The 18,459-nt window shown below is 63.7% G+C and carries 19 protein-coding genes; 5 read left to right on the top strand and 14 right to left on the bottom strand.

Features of this window, described 5'->3' with window-relative positions:
- Positions 1 to 139: 139 nt before the first annotated feature.
- Genes F3J45_RS20325 through F3J45_RS20315 form a run of 3 tightly spaced genes read right to left on the bottom strand, consistent with a single transcriptional unit; the run spans position 140 to position 2,768 of the window.
- The gene (locus F3J45_RS20325) at positions 140 to 1,111 is read right to left on the bottom strand and encodes a thymidylate synthase (protein ID WP_167066896.1); all 972 of its coding nucleotides are present in this window, start codon (positions 1,109 to 1,111) and stop codon (positions 140 to 142) included.
- A 51-nt stretch (positions 1,112 to 1,162) separates the two neighbouring features.
- On the bottom strand, positions 1,163 to 1,969 hold the full coding sequence (gene lgt / locus F3J45_RS20320; RefSeq protein ID WP_167066893.1) for a prolipoprotein diacylglyceryl transferase: 807 nt from the start codon (positions 1,967 to 1,969) through the stop codon (positions 1,163 to 1,165).
- 16 nt (positions 1,970 to 1,985) lie between these two features.
- A complete protein-coding gene (locus tag F3J45_RS20315) occupies positions 1,986 to 2,768 on the bottom strand; it encodes a sulfite exporter TauE/SafE family protein (protein WP_167066890.1) in 783 nt (260 codons plus the stop codon).
- Positions 2,769 to 2,897: 129 nt separating this feature from the next.
- Between F3J45_RS20315 and F3J45_RS20310 the strand changes: the two genes are divergently transcribed.
- Positions 2,898 to 3,644, top strand: a complete 747-nt coding sequence (locus F3J45_RS20310; protein ID WP_167066886.1) for an NRDE family protein — start codon at positions 2,898 to 2,900, stop codon at positions 3,642 to 3,644.
- Between the two features lie 79 nt (positions 3,645 to 3,723).
- Here the strand turns inward: F3J45_RS20310 and ptsP are convergent, their stop codons facing one another.
- Both ptsP and F3J45_RS20300 read right to left on the bottom strand, forming a co-directional pair.
- Positions 3,724 to 6,003 carry a phosphoenolpyruvate--protein phosphotransferase gene (gene ptsP / locus F3J45_RS20305; RefSeq protein ID WP_167066883.1) on the bottom strand — a complete coding sequence of 760 codons (2,280 nt, stop codon included), beginning with the start codon at positions 6,001 to 6,003 and terminating at the stop codon, positions 3,724 to 3,726.
- Between the two features lie 22 nt (positions 6,004 to 6,025).
- Positions 6,026 to 6,505 (bottom strand): RNA pyrophosphohydrolase, encoded by a 480-nt coding sequence (locus F3J45_RS20300; RefSeq protein WP_003249017.1) that lies wholly within the window; start codon positions 6,503 to 6,505, stop codon positions 6,026 to 6,028.
- Positions 6,506 to 6,645: 140 nt separating this feature from the next.
- Here F3J45_RS20300 and F3J45_RS20295 point away from each other — a divergent pair, with 140 nt between their 5' ends.
- Complete coding sequence (locus F3J45_RS20295; RefSeq protein WP_167066880.1) at positions 6,646 to 7,302, top strand: HAD family phosphatase; 657 nt, start codon at positions 6,646 to 6,648, stop codon at positions 7,300 to 7,302.
- A gap of 52 nt (positions 7,303 to 7,354) precedes the next feature.
- Here F3J45_RS20295 and F3J45_RS20290 read toward each other — a convergent pair whose 3' ends face one another.
- A complete protein-coding gene (locus tag F3J45_RS20290) occupies positions 7,355 to 7,780 on the bottom strand; it encodes a DUF2269 domain-containing protein (protein ID WP_167066877.1) in 426 nt (141 codons plus the stop codon).
- Between the two features lie 106 nt (positions 7,781 to 7,886).
- Positions 7,887 to 9,401 carry a threonine ammonia-lyase, biosynthetic gene (ilvA, locus tag F3J45_RS20285; protein WP_167066874.1) on the bottom strand — a complete coding sequence of 505 codons (1,515 nt, stop codon included), beginning with the start codon at positions 9,399 to 9,401 and terminating at the stop codon, positions 7,887 to 7,889.
- 133 nt (positions 9,402 to 9,534) lie between these two features.
- On the opposite strand from ilvA, the gene rpiA reads away from it, so the two are divergent.
- Complete coding sequence (gene rpiA / locus F3J45_RS20280; protein ID WP_167066871.1) at positions 9,535 to 10,209, top strand: ribose-5-phosphate isomerase RpiA; 675 nt, start codon at positions 9,535 to 9,537, stop codon at positions 10,207 to 10,209.
- 87 nt (positions 10,210 to 10,296) lie between these two features.
- On the opposite strand, the gene F3J45_RS20275 is transcribed toward rpiA, so the two are convergent.
- The 4 genes from F3J45_RS20275 to F3J45_RS20260 all read right to left on the bottom strand — a co-directional run bounded on the left by F3J45_RS20275 (position 10,297) and on the right by F3J45_RS20260 (position 14,398).
- Positions 10,297 to 11,193 (bottom strand): SdiA-regulated domain-containing protein, encoded by an 897-nt coding sequence (locus F3J45_RS20275; RefSeq protein WP_167066868.1) that lies wholly within the window; start codon positions 11,191 to 11,193, stop codon positions 10,297 to 10,299.
- A gap of 80 nt (positions 11,194 to 11,273) precedes the next feature.
- Complete coding sequence (locus tag F3J45_RS20270; protein WP_167066865.1) at positions 11,274 to 12,188, bottom strand: SdiA-regulated domain-containing protein; 915 nt, start codon at positions 12,186 to 12,188, stop codon at positions 11,274 to 11,276.
- 121 nt (positions 12,189 to 12,309) lie between these two features.
- The gene (locus F3J45_RS20265; protein ID WP_167066862.1) at positions 12,310 to 12,975 is read right to left on the bottom strand and encodes a fumarylacetoacetate hydrolase family protein; all 666 of its coding nucleotides are present in this window, start codon (positions 12,973 to 12,975) and stop codon (positions 12,310 to 12,312) included.
- 25 nt (positions 12,976 to 13,000) lie between these two features.
- Positions 13,001 to 14,398 carry an FAD-binding oxidoreductase gene (locus F3J45_RS20260; RefSeq protein ID WP_167066859.1) on the bottom strand — a complete coding sequence of 466 codons (1,398 nt, stop codon included), beginning with the start codon at positions 14,396 to 14,398 and terminating at the stop codon, positions 13,001 to 13,003.
- Between the two features lie 172 nt (positions 14,399 to 14,570).
- On the opposite strand from F3J45_RS20260, the gene serA reads away from it, so the two are divergent.
- Positions 14,571 to 15,800, top strand: coding sequence for a phosphoglycerate dehydrogenase (gene serA, locus F3J45_RS20255; protein WP_167066856.1), 1,230 nt, complete (start codon positions 14,571 to 14,573; stop codon positions 15,798 to 15,800).
- 133 nt (positions 15,801 to 15,933) lie between these two features.
- On the opposite strand, the gene F3J45_RS20250 is transcribed toward serA, so the two are convergent.
- Complete coding sequence (locus F3J45_RS20250) at positions 15,934 to 16,410, bottom strand: DUF4399 domain-containing protein (RefSeq protein WP_167066853.1); 477 nt, start codon at positions 16,408 to 16,410, stop codon at positions 15,934 to 15,936.
- Between the two features lie 226 nt (positions 16,411 to 16,636).
- Here F3J45_RS20250 and F3J45_RS20245 point away from each other — a divergent pair, with 226 nt between their 5' ends.
- On the top strand, positions 16,637 to 17,125 hold the full coding sequence (locus tag F3J45_RS20245) for a transporter substrate-binding domain-containing protein (RefSeq protein WP_167066850.1): 489 nt from the start codon (positions 16,637 to 16,639) through the stop codon (positions 17,123 to 17,125).
- Between the two features lie 114 nt (positions 17,126 to 17,239).
- Here the strand turns inward: F3J45_RS20245 and F3J45_RS20240 are convergent, their stop codons facing one another.
- Entirely contained in the window at positions 17,240 to 17,743 is a 504-nt protein-coding gene (locus F3J45_RS20240; protein ID WP_167066847.1) for a DUF523 domain-containing protein, read from the bottom strand.
- Positions 17,730 to 18,371, bottom strand: a complete 642-nt coding sequence (locus tag F3J45_RS20235; protein ID WP_205300615.1) for a 2OG-Fe(II) oxygenase — start codon at positions 18,369 to 18,371, stop codon at positions 17,730 to 17,732. Before F3J45_RS20235 ends, F3J45_RS20240 begins: the two co-directional genes overlap by 14 nt.
- Positions 18,372 to 18,459 lie beyond the last annotated feature (88 nt).

The raw sequence follows: 18,459 nt of genomic DNA, 5'->3' as shown, positions 1-18,459 counted from the left end.
TGGCCCTAACGGGCCAGACGCCTTTTCTTTTGCAAAATGTCAGCGCCAACGCAGATATGAAGTCGTGCACCATCATGTTTGCTGCGCGACAGCGCAGCCCCAAGAGGGCTGGGTGATCTCCTACAGGACAACATTCAACCTACACCGCCATCGGCGCGGTCATTGGCGCATGGTGCTCATACCCTTCCAGGCTGAAATCGCTCGGCTCGATCTGCTCCAGCCACTGCGGCTCATACTTGCCGGTTTTGGCGAACTCCGGCACGCGGTCGCTGATTACCAGCTTCGGTGCTTCCAGTGGCTCGCGCTTGAGCTGCTCGTTGAGCATGTCCAGGTGGTTTTCATACACATGGGCATCGCCAATGAAGTAGGTGAACCAGCGCGGGGTGTAGCCGGTCAGGCGGCCGAACAGCGACAGCAGCGCCGCGCCTTCGGTGAGGTTGAACGGCGTGCCCAGGCCCAGGTCGTTGGAGCGAATGTACAGGGTCAGGGAAATCTCCCGCGTCTCGACATTCGGGTGGAACTGGTACAGCAAGTGGCAAGGCGGCAGGGCCATTTCATCAAGCTGGGCGCAGTTCCAGCCGTGGAACAGGATGCGCCGGCTGCCCGGGTCGTTGGCGATGGTGTCCAGGCACTGGCGCACCTGGTCGATGGCCTTGTACAGCACGACGAACGCCACGCCGTCCTCTTCGTCCTGGGCAATACGGCGGAAGCCGGCCTTTTCGGCCATTTCGATGGCGGCCGGGTTGCTCAGGGGAATGCGCTTGTAGCCCGGCCACTGGCGCCATTGCACGCCATAGATTTCGCCAAGGTCGTCATGCCCCTGGCGGAACGGGTTGGCCAGCCATTGGGCGTTCTCGTTGGCGTTCTGGTCCCAGACCTTGCAGCCCAGTTCGCGGAATTCACCGGCGTTCTTCACGCCACGCAGGAAACCGACCATCTCGCCGATGGCCGACTTGAACGCCAGCTTGCGCGTGGTGATGGCCGGAAAGCCCTTCTGCAGGTCGAAACGCAGCATGGCGCCCGGCAGGCTGATGGTGCGGATGCCGGTGCGGTTTTCCTGCAGCGTGCCGTTCTCGATGACGTCGCGGACCAGGTCCAGATACTGTTTCATGGCTTACCTGTAACAAAAACGGCAGGGGGATCACCCCTGCCGTGGGAATAATCAGGCGGGTTTCGCCGTGGGTTTGCGATTATAAGCCCACCAGATCAGGCCAAGGCCAGCCAGGATCATCGGTACGCAGAGAATCTGACCCATGGTCAGCCAGCCCCAGGCAATGTAGCCCAGCTGGGCATCCGGCACGCGCACGAATTCGACGATGAAGCGGAAGATGCCGTAGAACAGGGTAAACATGCCAGACACCGCCATGGTTGGCCGTGGCTTGCGCGAGAACAGCCAGAGGATGACGAACAGCGCCACGCCCTCCAGGGCGAACTGGTACAGCTGCGACGGGTGGCGCGGCAGCTGGGCCGGGTCGCTGAAGGGCGGGAAGATCATCGCCCACGGCACGTCGGTGGGCTTGCCCCACAGTTCGGCGTTGATGAAGTTGCCGATACGCCCGGCGCCCAGGCCAATCGGCACCAGGGGCGCAACGAAGTCCATCAGCTCGAAGAAGGTCTTGTTGTTGCGCTTGCCGAACCACAGCGCCGCCAGCATCACACCAATGAAGCCGCCATGGAACGACATGCCGCCCTTCCACACCTCGAAGATCAGCGTGGGGTTGGCCAGGTAGGCGTGCAGGTCGTAGAACAGCACGTAGCCCAGGCGCCCGCCCACGATAACCCCCATCGACAACCAGAACACCAGGTCGGAGAGCTTTTCGCGCGACCAGGTGGGGTCGAAACGGTTGAGACGACGCGAGGCCAGCAGCCAGGCGCCACCGATGCCGACCAGGTACATCAGGCCGTACCAGTGGATTTTCAGTGGCCCGATGGCCACGGCCACGGGGTCTATCTGCGGGTAAGGCAGCATGGGGTTTCCTCTCGGTTCAAATCAGGAAGCTGAGGCCAACGCAGAACAGCAGCGCTGCGAACAGGCGTTTCAACAGGCGAGGCGACAGCGTGTGCGCCAGGCGCGCGCCGAAGCGGGCGAAGAACATGCTGGTCACGGCAATACCGACCAGCGCCGGCAGGTACACGAAGCCCAGGCTGTGCGGCGGCAGGTGTTCATCGTGCCAGCCCAGCAGCATGAAGCTCAGGGCGCTGGCCAGGGCGATCGGCAGGCCGCAGGCCGACGAGGTGGCCACCGCCTTCTGCATCGGCAGGCTGCGCCAGGTCAGGAACGGCACGGTCAGCGAGCCGCCACCGATGCCAAAGATGGCCGAGGCCCAGCCGATCACCCCGCCCGCGCCAATCAGCGCGGGCTTGCCGGGAATGCCACGGCTGGCCTTGGGCTTGAGGTCCAGGGCCATTTGCACGGCGATCACCAAGGCGAACACGCCGATGATCTTCTGCAACTGCGGGCCTTGGATCAAAGAGGCGGTCTTGGCGCCGATACCGGCGCCCAACAGGATGCCCAGGGTCATCCAGGCGAAGATCGGCCATTGCACGGCACCCTTGCGGTGGTGTTCGAGCACGGCGTTGATCGAGGTGAAGACGATGGTGGCCAACGAGGTGCCGACCGCCAGGTGGGTCAGCACCGAGGCGTCGAAGCCCTGCAGGGTGAAGCTGAACACCAGCACCGGCACGATGATGATGCCGCCGCCCACGCCGAACAGCCCGGCCAGCACACCGGCACAGGCGCCCAACAGCAGATAGAGCACGAATTCCATTCGGCTTCCCCGTGAAAACAATCCGGCATGGTAACGGAAGCCGGGCTCGGGGCTCTAGTGAACTTCGTGACAGGATGGATCGGCCCAGCCGCTGTGGGTACAGTGGCAAAAAACACAGGGGCCAGACCTATGTGCCTGATCGTTTTCGCCTGGCGGCCGGGGCATGCCCTGCCGCTGATCGTCGCGGCCAACCGCGACGAGTTCCATGCCCGCCCAACCCAGGCCCTGGCGGCCTGGGACGATGCACCCGGGGTACATGCCGGGCGCGACCTGGAGGCTGGCGGCACCTGGCTGGGCGTAGGCCCCCAGGGGCGGTTTGCCGCGCTGACCAATATCCGCGACCCCAAGCAAGTGCTGGGGCCGCGTTCGCGGGGTGAGTTGGTGGCGGGCTTTCTGCAAGGTGAGCTGGGGGTTGAAGCCTACCTCGACGAAGTAGCGGGCCGCAGCGGGCAGTATTCGGGGTTCAACCTGCTGGTGGGTGACGGGCGCCAACTGGGCTACCTGAATGCCCGCGACGCGGCGCCGCGCTTGTTGGAAGCGGGGGTGTATGGGCTATCCAATGCCGGGCTGGATACGCCGTGGCCGAAGCTGGTGAAGGCGCGTGCAGGGCTGCAAGCGCTGCTTGAGACACCGGACCCACAGCGCTTGCTGGCGTTGCTGGCCGATGGCGAGCAGGCGGCGGACGGTGAGCTACCCGAGACGGGGGTGGGGTTGGCGACCGAGAAGTTGCTGTCTAGCGTGTTTATTGCCAGCCAGAATTATGGGACGCGGGCGAGTACGGTGCTGATTGTGGATGATCGGGGGAGAAGGCGGCTGATCGAGCGCAGTTTCGGGCCTTTTGGCGGGCATTTGGGGGAGGTTAGCCTGGAGGTGTGAGGTTGGCTTTTCCGGCCTCTTCGCGGGGCAAGCCCGCTCCTACAGGAGCGGGCTTGCCCCGCGAAAGGGCCGGCACAGGCTATAGGGTCTTGTTGGCCCCAGGCCCGATCATCCGCGCCAGCCCAAGGTTCTTCAGGGCCAACTGCAGCGAGCTGTGGATAACCTGCGGGTTGTCATGGCTCAGTGCCTCGGCCAGCAACTCCTGGGCCTTGCTCATGTTCACCTGGCGCAGCATCCACTTCACCTTCGGCAGGTTGGTGGCGTTCATCGACAGGCTGTCGAAGCCCATGGCCATCAACAGGATCGCCGCCGCCGGATCACCGGCCATCTCACCGCAAATGCTCACCGGCTTGCCTTCGCCGTGGGCATCGCGCACCACGGTGTGCAGGGCCTGCAGCACCGCCGGGTGCAAGTAGTCGTAGAGGTCGGCGACCCGTGGGTTGTTGCGGTCCACCGCCAGCAGGTACTGGGTCAGGTCGTTGGAACCCACCGACAGGAAGTCCACCTGGCGCGCCAGTTCCTTGGTCTGGTACACCGCCGCGGGAATTTCCACCATCACCCCTACCGGCGGCATCGGCACGTCGGTGCCTTCATCGCGCACCTCGCCCCAGGCGCGGTGAATCAGGTGCAGCGCTTCTTCCAGTTCGTGGATGCTGGAAATCATCGGCAGCAGGATGCGCAGGTTGTTCAGGCCCTCGCTGGCCTTGAGCATGGCGCGGGTCTGCACCAGGAAGATTTCCGGGTGGTCGAGGGTAACGCGAATGCCGCGCCAGCCCAGGAACGGGTTTTCTTCCTTGATCGGGAAGTACGACAGGGCCTTGTCACCGCCAATGTCGAGGGTACGCATGGTCACCGGCAGCGGGTGGAACGCCGCCAACTGCTCGCGGTAGATGGCCAGCTGCTCTTTTTCGCTGGGGAAGCGCTGGTTGATCATGAAGGGCACTTCGGTGCGGTACAGGCCCACCCCTTCGGCGCCGCGCTGCTGGGCGCGGGCCACATCGGCCAGCAGGCCAGTGTTGACCCACAGCGGCATGCGATGGCCGTCAGGGGTGACGCATGGCAGTTCGCGCAAGGCGTCCAGGCCCTGGGCCAGCTGGCGCTCCTCCTCCACCACGTCGCTGTATTGCTTGCGCAACACCTCGCTGGGGTTGGTGAACACCTCGCCCTTGTAGCCGTCGACGATCATTTCGATGCCGTCGACCTTGGAGTATGGCAAGTCGACCAGGCCCATCACCGTCGGGATGCCCATGGCGCGGGCCAGGATGGCCACGTGGGAGTTGCCCGAGCCCAGTACCGACACCAGGCCAACCAGCTTGCCCTCGGGCACCTCGCCGAGCATGGCGGGGGTCAGCTCCTCGCTGACCAGGATGGTGTTGTCGGCATACACCAGCGACTGCGAACGGGCCTCCTGCAGGTAGGCCAGCAGGCGCCGGCCAAGGTCCTTCACGTCCGAGGCGCGTTCACGCAGGTAGTCGTCGTCCATCAGCTCGAAGCGGTTGACGTGCTCGCCAACCACCTGGCGCAGGGCGCCCTGGGCCCACTGGCCGGTCTTGATGACCTCGATCACCTCACCGCCCAGTGCCGCGTCTTCGAGCATCATCAGGTACACGTCGAACAGCGCACGCTCTTCCGGGCGCAGCTGGGTGGCCAGTTTGGCCGACAGCTTGCGCATGTCTTCGCGCACGCCTTCGAGGGCGTTGTTGAACAGCTTCAGCTCGGCGTCGATGTCATCGACGGCCTTGTCTGGCACCACTTCGAGGTCGGCTGGCGGCAGCATCACCACCGCACGCCCCACCGCAGCCCCCGGCGAGCCCGGCACGCCAACGAAGCGCGCCTCCTGAATGCCCTTGCCCTGACGGCCCAGGCCGCGGATGGAACCGGTGGCCTCGGCGTGGGCGATAACCCCGGCGAGCTGGGCGCTCATGGTGACCAGGAAGGCTTCCTCGCCCTCGTCGAACTGGCGCCGCTCCTTCTGCTGGATCACCAGCACCCCCACCACGCGGCGGTGGTGGATGATCGGCGCGCCGAGGAAGGAGGCAAATTTTTCTTCGCCGGTTTCGGCGAAGTAGCGGTAACGCGGGTGATCGGCGGCGTTTTCCAGGTTCAGCGGCTCTTCCCGGGTGCCCACCAGGCCAACCAGGCCCTCGTTCGGGGCCATGCTGACCTTGCCGATGGAGCGCTTGTTCAGGCCCTCGGTGGCCATCAGCACGAAGCGGTTGGTTTCCGGGTCGAGCAGGTACACCGAGCAGACCTGGCTGCCCATGGCCTCCTTGACGCGCAAGACAATGATCCCCAACGCCGTTTTGAGATCTTTGGCGGAGTTCACTTCCTGGACGATCTTGCGCAGCGTATTGAGCATGGCTCGGGGTCGAACTCCGTGGTCAGTCGCGCGTCAGCAGACGCGGTGCAAGCTCTTTCAGGGCGCGGCGGTACACTTCACGCTTGAAGGTCACCACCTGGCCCAGCGGATACCAATAGCTGACCCAGCGCCAGCCGTCGAACTCGGGCTTGCCGGTCAGGTCCATACGCACCCGCTGCTCATTGCTCACCAGGCGCAGGAGAAACCATTTTTGCTTCTGGCCGATGCACAGCGGTTGGCTGTGGGTGCGGACCAGCCGCTGGGGTAAACGATAACGCAACCAGCCGCGGGTGCAGGCAAGAATTTCCACATCGTCGCGTTCAAGGCCAACTTCTTCGTTCAGCTCGCGGTACAGGGCGTCTTCCGGCGTCTCGTCAGGGTTGATGCCACCCTGCGGAAATTGCCAGGCATCCTGGTTGATCCGTCGAGCCCATAGCACCTGCCCGGCATCATTCGTCAGAATGATGCCGACATTGGGGCGAAAACCATCCGGGTCGATCACGGCAGCAACCTCGCAAACGCATGTCACCGCATTGTTCCACAAAGCTTGCGAGCGCAGCAACGCGCCCGCCAAGCTTATGTGCAGCGAGGTGAAAACTCCGTATTCTGCGGGCCTCCCTGTGGCTGATGCGAGTGACCGCAATGCGCCTGGCTTTATTCGACCTGGACAATACCCTCCTCGGTGGCGACAGCGACCACGCCTGGGGTGACTACTTGTGCGAGCGGGGCATCCTTGACCCGGTTGCGTACAAGCGCCGCAACGATGCCTTCTACCAGGATTACCTCAATGGCACCCTGGACCTGCAGGCCTACCTGGCCTTTTCCATGGAGATCCTGGCGGCCACCGAGCCGGCCCAGCTCGACGAATGGCACCGCGACTTCATGCGCGACTGCATCGAGCCGATCATCCTGCCCAAGGCCCTGGCCCTGCTGCAGCAACACCGTGATGCCGGCGACCAGCTGGTGATCATCACCGCCACCAACCGCTTCGTCACCGCGCCCATCGCCCGGCGCCTCGGCGTGCGGGTGCTGCTGGCCACCGAATGCGAGATGCACGAAGGGCGCTATACCGGGCGCAGTACCGATATACCCTGTTTCCGTGAAGGCAAGGTGACGCGGCTGGCGCGCTGGATGCTGGAGAACGGGTTCAACCTGGAAGACAGCTATTTCTACAGCGATTCGATGAATGACTTGCCGTTGCTGGAGCGGGTGAGCCACGCAGTGGCGGTAGACCCCGATGCCACGTTGCGCGCCGAGGCCGAGCGGCGTGGCTGGCCGGTGGTTTCGTTGCGCGAGTGAGGGATTCCTGGGCCGGCCCCGCGAAAGGGCCGGCCTGGGCACAACCGAACCTTCAGACCGGCTTGGCCCCCATCAGCCCGGCAATGGACACAAAACACACCCCACTGAACAGCGCCAGCGCCAGGGTAAACCGCAACCCCACAAGTTCGGCCTTGCGCAGCCGGTTCAGCCGCACCAGCAGCCACCACACGGCAAACGCGCCAAACGTATAAATGACGCTTGAGGCCAGCACCCAGGTCTGCCCCAGCGGCCAGCCCACCAGGTGCACCAGCCACCAGCCGGTGAACGGCATGCTCACCAGGCACACCCCCATCACCAGCCAGACGAACACCAGCGGCTTGCGCAGCAGCTTGGCGTAGGCCTCGGCATCACCCCGGCGGCGGGCCCGAACCGTCCAGCTCGCCAGGCCCAGGGCGCCCAGCAGGAGCAGCGCCGTGGCCAGGATGTGCAGGGTTTTGAGGGTGGTCAGGTGTTCCATGATCCCGTCCTTCAGCAGGCCATTGGGCGTTGGCTTCTTCGCGGGGCGAGCCCGCTCCTACAGGGAGTTGCATTTCCTGCAGGGCCATCAGCCCAAGCTTAGCTTCTCAGCCCAGGAACAGCTTGTACGCCGGGTTTTCGGTTTCGTCCCAGTACGGGTAGCCGATCTTCGCCAGCGCCGCCGGCACCAGGTGGCGTTCGTCTTCGGGCACCTGCAGCCCGGCCACCACGCGCCCGTCGGCCGCGCCGTGGTTACGGTAGTGGAACATCGAGATGTTCCAGCGCCCGCCCAGCTTGTTGAGGAAGTTGAACAGCGCACCCGGCCGCTCGGGGAATTCGAAGCGCAGCACCATCTCGTCGCTGGCCCCCGCCGAGTGGCCGCCGACCATGTGGCGGATGTGCAGCTTGGCCAGTTCGTTGTCGGTCAGGTCGGTCACCGGGAAGCCCTGCTCGCTCAACTGCTGTACCAGCGCTGCCCGAGGGTCGTTTTCCGGGTGGGTCTGCACGCCAACGAAGATGTGCGCCTCGTCCGAGGTGTGCTTGCGGTAGTTGAACTCGGTGATCTGGCGCTTGCCGATGGCTTCGCAGAAGGCCTTGAAGCTGCCTGGGCGCTCGGGGATGGTCACCGCGATGATCGCCTCGCGCTTTTCGCCAAGCTCGGCGCGCTCGGCCACATGGCGCAGGCGGTCGAAGTTGACGTTGGCGCCAGAGTCGATGGCCACCAGGGTTTGCCCGGTCACGCCCTTGAGCTCGACGTACTTCTTGATGCCAGCAACACCCAAGGCACCGGCAGGTTCAGTGATCGAGCGGGTATCGTCGTAGATATCCTTGATCGCCGCACAGATTTCATCGGTGCTGACGGTAATCACTTCATCCACGTGGTGGCGGCAGATGTCGAAGGTATGCTGGCCGATCTGCGCCACCGCCACACCATCGGCGAACAGCCCCACCTGCGGCAGCACCAAGCGCTCGCCGGCGGCCATGGCTGCCTGCAGGCAGTTGGAATCATCCGGCTCGACGCCGATCACCTTGATTTCCGGGCGCAGGTACTTCACGTAGGCGGCAATCCCGGCAATCAGGCCGCCGCCGCCCACCGGAACGAAGATCGCATCCAGCTGGCCTGGGTGCTGACGGAGAATTTCCATGGCCACGGTGCCCTGGCCGGCAATGGTGTGCGGGTCGTCATAGGGGTGGATATAGACGAAGCCCTTTTCATCGACCAGTTTCAGCGAATAGGCCAGCGCCTCGGGGAACGAGTCGCCATGCAGCACCACCTTGCCGCCGCGCGAACGCACGCCCTCGATCTTGATCTCCGGGGTGGTCTTGGGCATTACGATGGTGGCCTTGATGCCCATTTCACGCGCGGCCAGGGCCAGGCCCTGGGCGTGGTTGCCGGCCGAGGCGGTGACCACGCCACGGGCCAGTTCTTCCGGGGTGAGCTGCGCCAGCTTGTTGTACGCCCCGCGGATCTTGAACGAGAACACTGGCTGCAGATCCTCGCGCTTGAGCAGAACCTGGTTGCCCAGGCGCTTGCTCAGCTGCCCGGCGCTGTGCAGCGGGGTTTCGACCGCAACGTCGTAGACGCGCGAGGTGAGGATCTTCTTGACGTACTGTTCGAGCATCGGGAAAGCATCACTGGCCGCGGGACAAGGGCTGGGAGTCTACCCCAGCGCTACGTCGGGCGACCACAGCAAAGCCGTGCGAGCCGTTATACTAGGCGACTTTGAAACCGCCCTGCCCCTTTTCGGAGCCCGCATGACCCAGGACCAACTCAAACAGGCCGTCGCCCAGGCCGCTGTCGACTTCATTCTGCCCAAGCTGGATGAAAAGAGCGTCGTCGGCGTCGGCACCGGTTCGACCGCCAACTTCTTCATTGACGCCCTGGCCCAGCACAAAACCGCCTTCGACGGCGCGGTCGCCAGCTCCGAGGCCACTGCCCAGCGTCTGAAGGGCCATGGCATCCCGGTCTACGAGCTGAACAGCGTCAGCGAGCTGGAGTTCTATGTGGACGGCGCCGACGAGAGCGACGCGCACCTGAACCTGATCAAGGGCGGCGGCGCGGCCCTGACCCGCGAAAAGATCGTCGCGGCCGTGGCCAAGACCTTCATCTGCATCGCCGACGGCAGCAAGCTGGTGCCGGTGCTGGGCGCCTTCCCGCTGCCGGTCGAAGTCATCCCCATGGCCCGCAGCCACGTGGCGCGCCAGTTGGTCAAGCTGGGCGGCGATCCGGTGTACCGCGAGGGCGTGGTCACCGACAACGGCAACGTGATCCTTGACGTGCACAACCTGCAGATCACCAACCCGGTGGAGCTGGAAGCGCAGATCAACGCCATCGTTGGCGTGGTGACCAACGGCCTGTTCGCGGCGCGGCCGGCGGACCTGCTGTTGCTGGGCACTTCCGAAGGCGTGAAAACGCTTAAAGCGCAGTAACCTGCTGCGCGGGGCAAGCCCGCTCCTACAAGGTAGACACCGGTCGCCTGTAGGAGCGGGCTTGCCCCGCGAATGGGCCTGCAGCACTCAATCCAAAGCCCGCTTGAACACATAGAACAGATTCGGCTCACTGACCAGATAAAGCGTCCCTGCTTCATCCATCGCAATCCCCTCCGCCTGCGGCACCGTTGCCTTCAACCCCTGATACCCCTTGCGCAGCGACAAGGTGCTCAGCGGCTTGCCCTCCACATCCAGCTCCACCACCAGCCGCGACTCATCCGACAACGCCAGCAAGTGCCCGGTACGCTCATCGAACTGCAGGCTCGACAGGTCGCGCACGAACAGCCGAGCATCGCGCTTGCGGTCCTGCAGCACGTGCACGGCATAGGGTTGCCCAGGGTTGTCGTGGGGGAAGCCGCGCACCTCGTAGATCAGCATCGGGTCGCGCTCCTTGGCCACGAACAGGCGTTTGCCCGCCGAATCGTAGGCCAGGCCCTCGAAGCCCTTGTTGCCATTGCGGCCGATGCCCAGGGTCAGTTGCTCGGCATCGCCGGCATCGAGAAACGCCGTGTCGTCTTCCAGGCGCACACGAATCAGCCGCTGCTCGCGCTCGTCGGTAATCACGTAACTGTTGGGGCCCACGTACTCCACCGCTTCCGGGTCGCCAAAGCCGGTCAGCGGCACCCGGCGCAGGATGCGCCCGTCCAGTGACAGCTCGATCAGCTCAGCGCGGGCGTTGGTCACGGTGAACAGGGTCTTGCGGTCGGGGTCGTAGGTCAGCGCCGACAGGTCGTCGTCCAGCCCCTGCACCGGCAGTGCCTCCACCGTCACCCGGTAGCGGTCCAGGCCGATGCCCTGCTCGGCCGGCTGCCACCAGGCCTTGAGGTTGAACCAACCGCGCTCGAACAGGCGGAACTCTTGCCCACCAAGAACACCCAGCACGATCAGGGCAGGCAATACCAGAAACAGCAGGAAACGGCGCATGGCAGCAAACTCGACACAAGGGTGGCGAAGCTAACCATGCCTGGCTGAAGCCTGGCTTAATGCCGGAAAAGCCTTCATCTTCAGGGTTTTTTCTTGAAGCGATAGAACAGGTTAGGCTCGCTGACCATGTACAGGTTGCCGTGCTCGTCCATGCTCACCCCTTCGGCCCGTGGGATGGTGTGCTTGAGGCCATTGAAACCGCCCAGCAAGGTCATGAAGCTGGCCTGCTGGCCTTGCTCGTCGAGCTCCAGCAGCATGTTGGAATCGGCCGACAGCGCCAGCAAGTGGCCGGTGCGCGGGTCCACGCTCAGGGCGGACAGGTTGCGCAGGTCCAGCTCGTCGTTTTCCAGCAATTGCTTGCTGCCGTTGAGCGGGCTACGCCCGTCGGTGCGCCAGGTATAGAGTTTTGGCGGGCGCTCCTCGCCGATTACCAGGCGCTGGCGCATTGGGTCCCAGGCTACGCCTTCGAAGCCTTTGTTGCTTTTCACCGACTCGCCCAGGTCGTAGCTCAGGAAATCGGCGTGGTTCAGCGAAGTGGTCCGGGCATCGACCTTGACCAGGGTCAGGTCGTGCAGGCGCTCGTCGGTGATCGCCAGGTAACCGTCTTCCAGCACGGCAACGCCTTCGGGGTTGCTCCAGCCCACCAGCGGAATCTTGCGCAGCACGTCACCGTCGAGGCTCAGTTCCACCAGGAACGGATGCTTGCCCATCACCGCGAACAGCGTGCGGGTGCTTGGGCTGTAGGCGATGTCGGAGGCTTCGTCCTCCTCCATGCCCGGCAGCACCTTGGCGTCGATATCGGCCTGGTAGTCCGGTAGCCATACGCTTTCGCTGCGTTCGGCGCTGCTTTCGAAGCGCTCCTTGACCCACAGCAGGCCGCGGTCATCCCAGTGCATGGCGGCGGCCACGCCATAGCCGATGATGGCGACAACGGCCAGCACGAAAGGCCTGCGCAGATAGAAGCGGCGCTTGTTGGAGACGGCGGTCGATGGCATCGAAGGGTCCTGGGGGAGCGGGGCAAAGATCCGCGCATTATCCGGATGGGGTGTGAAAAAACGGTAAACCGCGGCGCCTGCTTCGCGGGCAAGCCCGCGAAACAGGCGACGCGGTTTCTGCTCAGAGCACCCGGCTCTCGAACCTGCACACGCCCGGCAATTCCAGCACCAGCTCATCACCCACATTGAACGGCCCAACCCCGGCCGGGGTGCCGGTGAGGATCACATCACCGGCCTGCAGCGAGAACTGCGCCGCCATGTGCTGGATGATCGGCACGATCGGGTTGAGCATCATCTTGCTGTTGCCATCCTGGCGCACTTCACCATTGATGGTCAGGCGCACCGGAATGTCGGTCACGTCCTCGAAGGAAGCTGCAGACACGAACGGCGGTAGCACGCAGGCACCGTCGAAGCTCTTGCACAGCTCCCACGGCAGGCCTTTTTCCTTGAGTTTGGCCTGCACGTCACGCAGGGTCAGGTCCAGCGCCGGGGCGTAGCCGGAGATGGCATCGAGCACTTCTTCCTCGGACGCATTGGCCGACAGCGGCTTGCCCAGCAGCACGGCGATCTCGGCCTCGTAATGCACCGAACCACGGTCGGTCGGGATCTTGAAGCCACCTTCCAGCGGCACCACGCAACTGCCCGGCTTGATGAACAGCAGCGGCTCGCTGGGAATGGGGTTGTCCAGTTCCTTGGCATGCTCGGCATAGTTGCGGCCGATGCATACCACCTTGCCCAGCGGGAAGTGGATGCGGGTGCCGTCTACGTACTGGTGCTGGTAACTCATGGCCGACTCCTCTGGATACTGCTTTTTATTCAGGAGCGAAGATCTTACCCGGATTCATGATGCCGTTAGGGTCGAATACGGCCTTGATCGCCTTCATGCAGGCAATTTCATCCGGCGAGCGGCTGTAGCCCAGGTAGTCACGCTTGGTCATGCCCACGCCGTGCTCGGCGGAGATCGAGCCGTTGTAGCGCTCGACGATCTCGAACACCCATTTATTGACCTTGGCGCACGAGGCGAAGAACGCATCCTTGCTCATGTGTTCGGGCTTGAGGATGTTCAGGTGCAGGTTGCCGTCACCGATATGGCCGTACCAGACCACCTCGTAGTCAGGGTAGTGCTCGCTGACGATGGCATCGATGTCGCGCAGGAACGCCGGCACCTTGGCAACCGTGACGGAAATGTCGTTCTTGTACGGGGTCCAGTGGGAAATGGTTTCAGACAAATATTCGCGCAGCTTCCACAGGTTCTTCAGCTGGGTTTCGCTCTGGCTCATCACCCCGTCCAGCACCCAGCCCTGTTCCACGCACTGCTCGAAGGTAGCCAGGGCCTGCTCGGCCACCGCCTCGGTGCTGGCTTCGAACTCCAGCAGGGCATAGAACGGGCAAGCGGTATCGAACGGCGCCGGGACATCGCCACGGGCCATGATCTTGGCCAGGCCCTTGTCGGAAAAGAATTCGAATGCCGTGAGGTCGAGCTTGCCCTGGAAGGCGTGCAGCACCGGCATGATCGAGTCGAAGTCCGGCGTGCCCAGCACCATGGCGGTGAGGTTGCGCGGGGCGCGGTCCAGGCGCATGGTGGCCTCGACCACGAAGCCCAGGGTGCCCTCGGCGCCGATGAACAACTGGCGCAGGTCATAGCCGGTGGCGTTCTTGATCAGGCCCTTGTTCAGCTCCAGCAACTCGCCCTTGCCGGTGACCACCTTCAGGCCGGCCACCCAGTTGCGGGTCATGCCGTAGCGAATCACCTTGATGCCGCCGGCATTGGTGCCGATGTTGCCGCCAATCTGGCTGGAGCCGCTGGAGGCGAAATCCACCGGGTAATACAGGCCCTGCTCTTCGGCAAAGGCCTGCAACTGGCGGGTGATGACCCCTGGCTGGCAAACCACGGTGCGGTCGAACCCATTGAAGTCGAGAATCCGGTTCATGTGGTCGAAGGCCACCACCACCTCGCCGTTGGCTGCCACGGCGCCCGCAGAGAGCCCAGTGCGGCCACCCGACGGCACCAGCGCCACCTTGTGCCGGTTGGCCCAGTGGACGATGGCCTGCACCTGTTCGATGGTCTTGGGCAGCACGATAGCCGTGGGCGCGGGTGGATAATGCTTGGTCCAGTCCTTGCCATAGGCCTCCAGCGAAGCCGGGTCGGTCAGGACCTTGCCAGGGTCGACAAGGGTCATCAGCTCATCAATTACCGCGGGGTGGGTCATCGCTGGAACTCTCGACTTATTCATAGTCACCCTGAGCACTCTTCACCTGTCGGGATAAGCTCAGATTGTGTCGCGTATGCTAGCATAGCCCTCCCGCTGTTCATGCTAAGGCTGCCCTGGCGCCTGGCATCACTCCTCGCCATTTTTTTCTCCGGGATACAGGTTTACGCAGATGAGCAAGACTTCTCTCGACAAGAGCAAGATCCGGTTCCTTCTTCTTGAAGGTGTGCACCAGAACGCAGTCGATACCCTCAAGGCTGCCGGCTACACCAACATCGAATACCTCACGGGTTCCTTGCCTGAAGCCGAGCTGAAGGAAAAGATCGCCGATGCCCACTTCATCGGTATTCGCTCGCGCACCCAACTGACCGAAGAAATCTTCGACTGCGCCAAGAAACTGGTCGCCGTCGGCTGCTTCTGCATCGGCACCAACCAGGTCGACCTGGCTGCGGCCCGCGAGCGTGGCATCGCCGTATTCAACGCCCCGTACTCCAACACCCGTTCGGTGGCCGAGCTGGTGCTGGCCGAGGCCATCCTGCTGCTGCGCGGCATCCCTGAGAAAAACGCCTCCTGCCACCGTGGTGGTTGGATCAAGAGCGCGGCCAACTCGTTCGAGATCCGTGGCAAGAAGCTGGGCATCGTCGGCTACGGCTCGATCGGTACCCAACTGTCGGTCCTGGCGGAAAACCTGGGCATGCAGGTGTACTTCTTCGACCCACTGACCAAGCTGCCACTGGGCAACGCCGTGCAGGTCACCAGCCTGAACGAACTGCTGGGCCTGGCCGACATCGTTTCGCTGCACGTGCCTGAGCTGCCGTCCACCCAGTGGATGATCGGCGAGAAGGAAATCCGTGCCATGAAGAAGGGCTCGATCCTGATCAACGCCGCCCGTGGCACCGTGGTCGAGCTGGACCACCTGGCCGCCGCGATCAAGGACAAGCACCTGATCGGCGCCGCCATCGACGTGTTCCCGGTAGAGCCGCGCTCCAACGACGAAGAGTTCGAAAGCCCGCTGCGTGGCCTGGACAACGTGATCCTGACCCCGCACATCGGTGGTTCCACCGCCGAAGCCCAGGCCAACATCGGCCTGGAAGTGGCCGAGAAACTGGTCAAGTACAGCGACAACGGTACTTCCGTATCGTCGGTCAACTTCCCGGAAGTGGCCCTGCCGGCTCACCCGGGCAAGCACCGCCTGCTGCACATCCACGAAAACATCCCGGGCGTGCTCAGCGAGATCAACAAGGTCTTCGCCGAAAACGGCATCAACATCTCCGGTCAGTTCCTGCAGACCAACGAGAAAGTCGGTTACGTGGTGATCGACGTCGACGCCGAGTACTCGGACCTGGCGCAAGAGAAGCTGCAACAGGTCAAGGGCACCATCCGCTCGCGCGTACTGTTCTGAGCGTGATGGCTGCATGAGAAAGGGAGGCCCAGGTGGCCTCCCTTTTTTTTGCCGGGTAGATTGCGCGCCGCTTGCGGCGCATCGCGAGCTTTGCTCGCTCCTACCGGGGTGTGGCGTAGGGGCTCGGGTTGCGTTACTTGACGGTAACGGTGATCTTCTTCGACTCGACGGACGGCTTGAACGGCACGTGGTACTGGTCACCCAGCACCAACTGCAGGGTGTGCTTGCCCGGGGTCAGGGTGATGCTGGTTTCGGTTTGCGCCTTGCCAAAGTGCAGCACTTGCGGCCCGGCAGGCAACGCGGTGCCGGCTTCGGGCATCAGGCTGGTAGGCAGTGGCATGTCGGCCACCGGTGCTTTGTCCACATCCACCAGCAGGTGGTGGTGGCCCGTGTGCGGGGTTTGGTCACCCGCTGGCTTGAGCGCCATGCCCTCGATGCCGAACTTGACGGTGAAGGTCTTGTCGACCGTGGCGCCGTCGGCGGGGGAAACGATGAAGACCTTGGCATCCTTGGGCGGCTCCTGGCTCTTCAGCGCATCCGCAGCGCTGGCGAACACCGAGGCCCCCATCAGCAGACCGGCAACGGCAGCACGCGAAAATAGGCTGTTCATTCACTTCTCCTGTCATTCATTGAAAACGCAGCCGTGAAACGAACGGCGGCGCTGCTTCACCATAGTTGAAAACCACGCCAGAAGTAATTGTGGCCCCCCGACATAAATAATTCAGTTAGGGTTAAACCTAGCCGGGCCTTCAAGGTCATAGGCTGCGCTCGACCGCGACGAGGAAGAAAGTTGCGGCGAAAGTGACTCATCTGCTGAAGTAAAAAAAGGGGCATTCATGCGTTCGACCATAGGCGTACTGCTGACAGTACTGATCACGCCATTGGCTCAGGCCGAGCTGATAGACGAAATCGCCGACCGGGGCGAACTGCGCATCGCTGTGCAGGCCGACAATTCACCCTATGCGTTCAAGGAAAACGACCACCTGACGGGTTTCGAGATCGACTTTGGCCAGGAACTGGCGCGGGAGCTGGACCTGCGCGCCGAATTCGTCGAAACCACCGCGGCCGAGGTGCTGCCTGGCGTGGAAAGCGGCAAGTACGACATTACCCTCACCCCAGCGAACACGGCGCCCAAGGGTGACGGGCCGTTCGACGTGAGCCAGGCCTTTGGCGAGAAGAAGCTGGTGATTCCGTTCCAGAAGGATAACCCGGCGTTCGAGAGCGCCGTGAACAATGCCCTGCAGCGCTTGAAAGACAGCGGGCGAACGGCTGAGCTTGAGCAGAAGTGGTTCACCGGCGTGCAGGAAACTGCGGCTGGGCAGTAGGCATTTTGTAGCCTGTGCCGGCCTCTTCGCGGGGCAAGCCCGCTCCTACAGGGCCCGTATGGCCCTGGGGCCTTTGTAGGAGCGGGCTTGCCCCGCGAAGAGGCCGGCACAGGCCTACCCCAAAAGCCCAGCCAACGCCACCCGGGCCTCTTCAAGCTCCAGCTCGCTGAACACCAGCACCCCTTCGCGCCGCAACAAGGCCGTGGTCACGCCCTCCCCCGGCACCTTCACCCCGCTGAACGTGCCATCGTAGGTCAACCGGTTGCCACACGACGGGCTGCCGGCTTTCAACACCGCCACCCGTATACCGTGCCGGCGCACCAGCGCCAAGGCCTGCCGGGCACCGGCCAGAAAGGCCGCGCTCACGTCCTCGCCAGCCATCGTCAGCACCTGGGCTTCCCCCTGCAGCACCTGCCCCCCTTGCCCACCGGGAATCTCCGCCGGCGGCCGCGGCGTTGGCAAGCCACCTGCCACCTCGGGGCACAAGGGCACCACGCGCCCCTCGGCCTGCCACTGCTGCAGCAGGTCAGGATGCCCGCTGGCCCGGCCGTCATAGCGCACCGGCTGGCCCAGCAGGCAGGCGCTCACCAGCACCTTGGGCAAATCAGAACGGGTCATTGCCACGGCGCCGGAACCAGCCAGTCAACGACAGGCGTTCACGCATGGCTGGCAAGACCTCGTGCGGCACCTCGCCAGAGAGGAACACCGCCAGGCAACCGGCCACCGGCTGCACGTCGTGCGCCACGTCATCGGCCAGGAACATGCGCAACTGGCCGCCGTCCTGCGGCTGCCAGCCTTCATTGAGGTAGAACACCGCCGACACCATGCGCCGGTCGTCATCGCGGAAGCGGTCCAGGTGACGGCGGTAGAATGCCCCCGGCGGGTACAGGGCGAAATGGCATTCGAAGTCTTCAAGGCCCAGGAACAGGCCCTGGTTGATGGCCTGGCGCAGTTGGTCCATGGCCGCCAGGTACTGGTCGCAGGCCTCGGCCTGGCCAGGGTCGATCCACTGGATCTGGTCGCCGCGAATGGTTTCGCGCACCTCCTGGGAATCCCCCCGCCCTACGCCGGCCGGGTTGAGTTCGCCTTCGGCATGCCGGCGCCGGCATTCGGCAGCCAACGCGCGCACCAGGTCGGCAGGCAGAAAGAGTGCCTGCTGTGACCAGCCATGGGTGGCCAAATCGTCAACGACGGCCGCAAGCATCGGGTTTTCAGGGGAGATGTGCATGGCGCGCATCATATCCATTAGCCATGCCCTCGCACAGCGCCACTTGGCTGAGAAGCCCGCGGATTGCTCGACAAAATGGCGCCAAGCCAAGGACAATAGCCACCTG

The organism is Pantoea sp. Ap-967, assembly GCF_011752565.1.
Classification (GTDB): domain Bacteria; phylum Pseudomonadota; class Gammaproteobacteria; order Pseudomonadales; family Pseudomonadaceae; genus Aquipseudomonas.
This window is presented reverse-complemented; position numbering and strand designations above follow the sequence as displayed.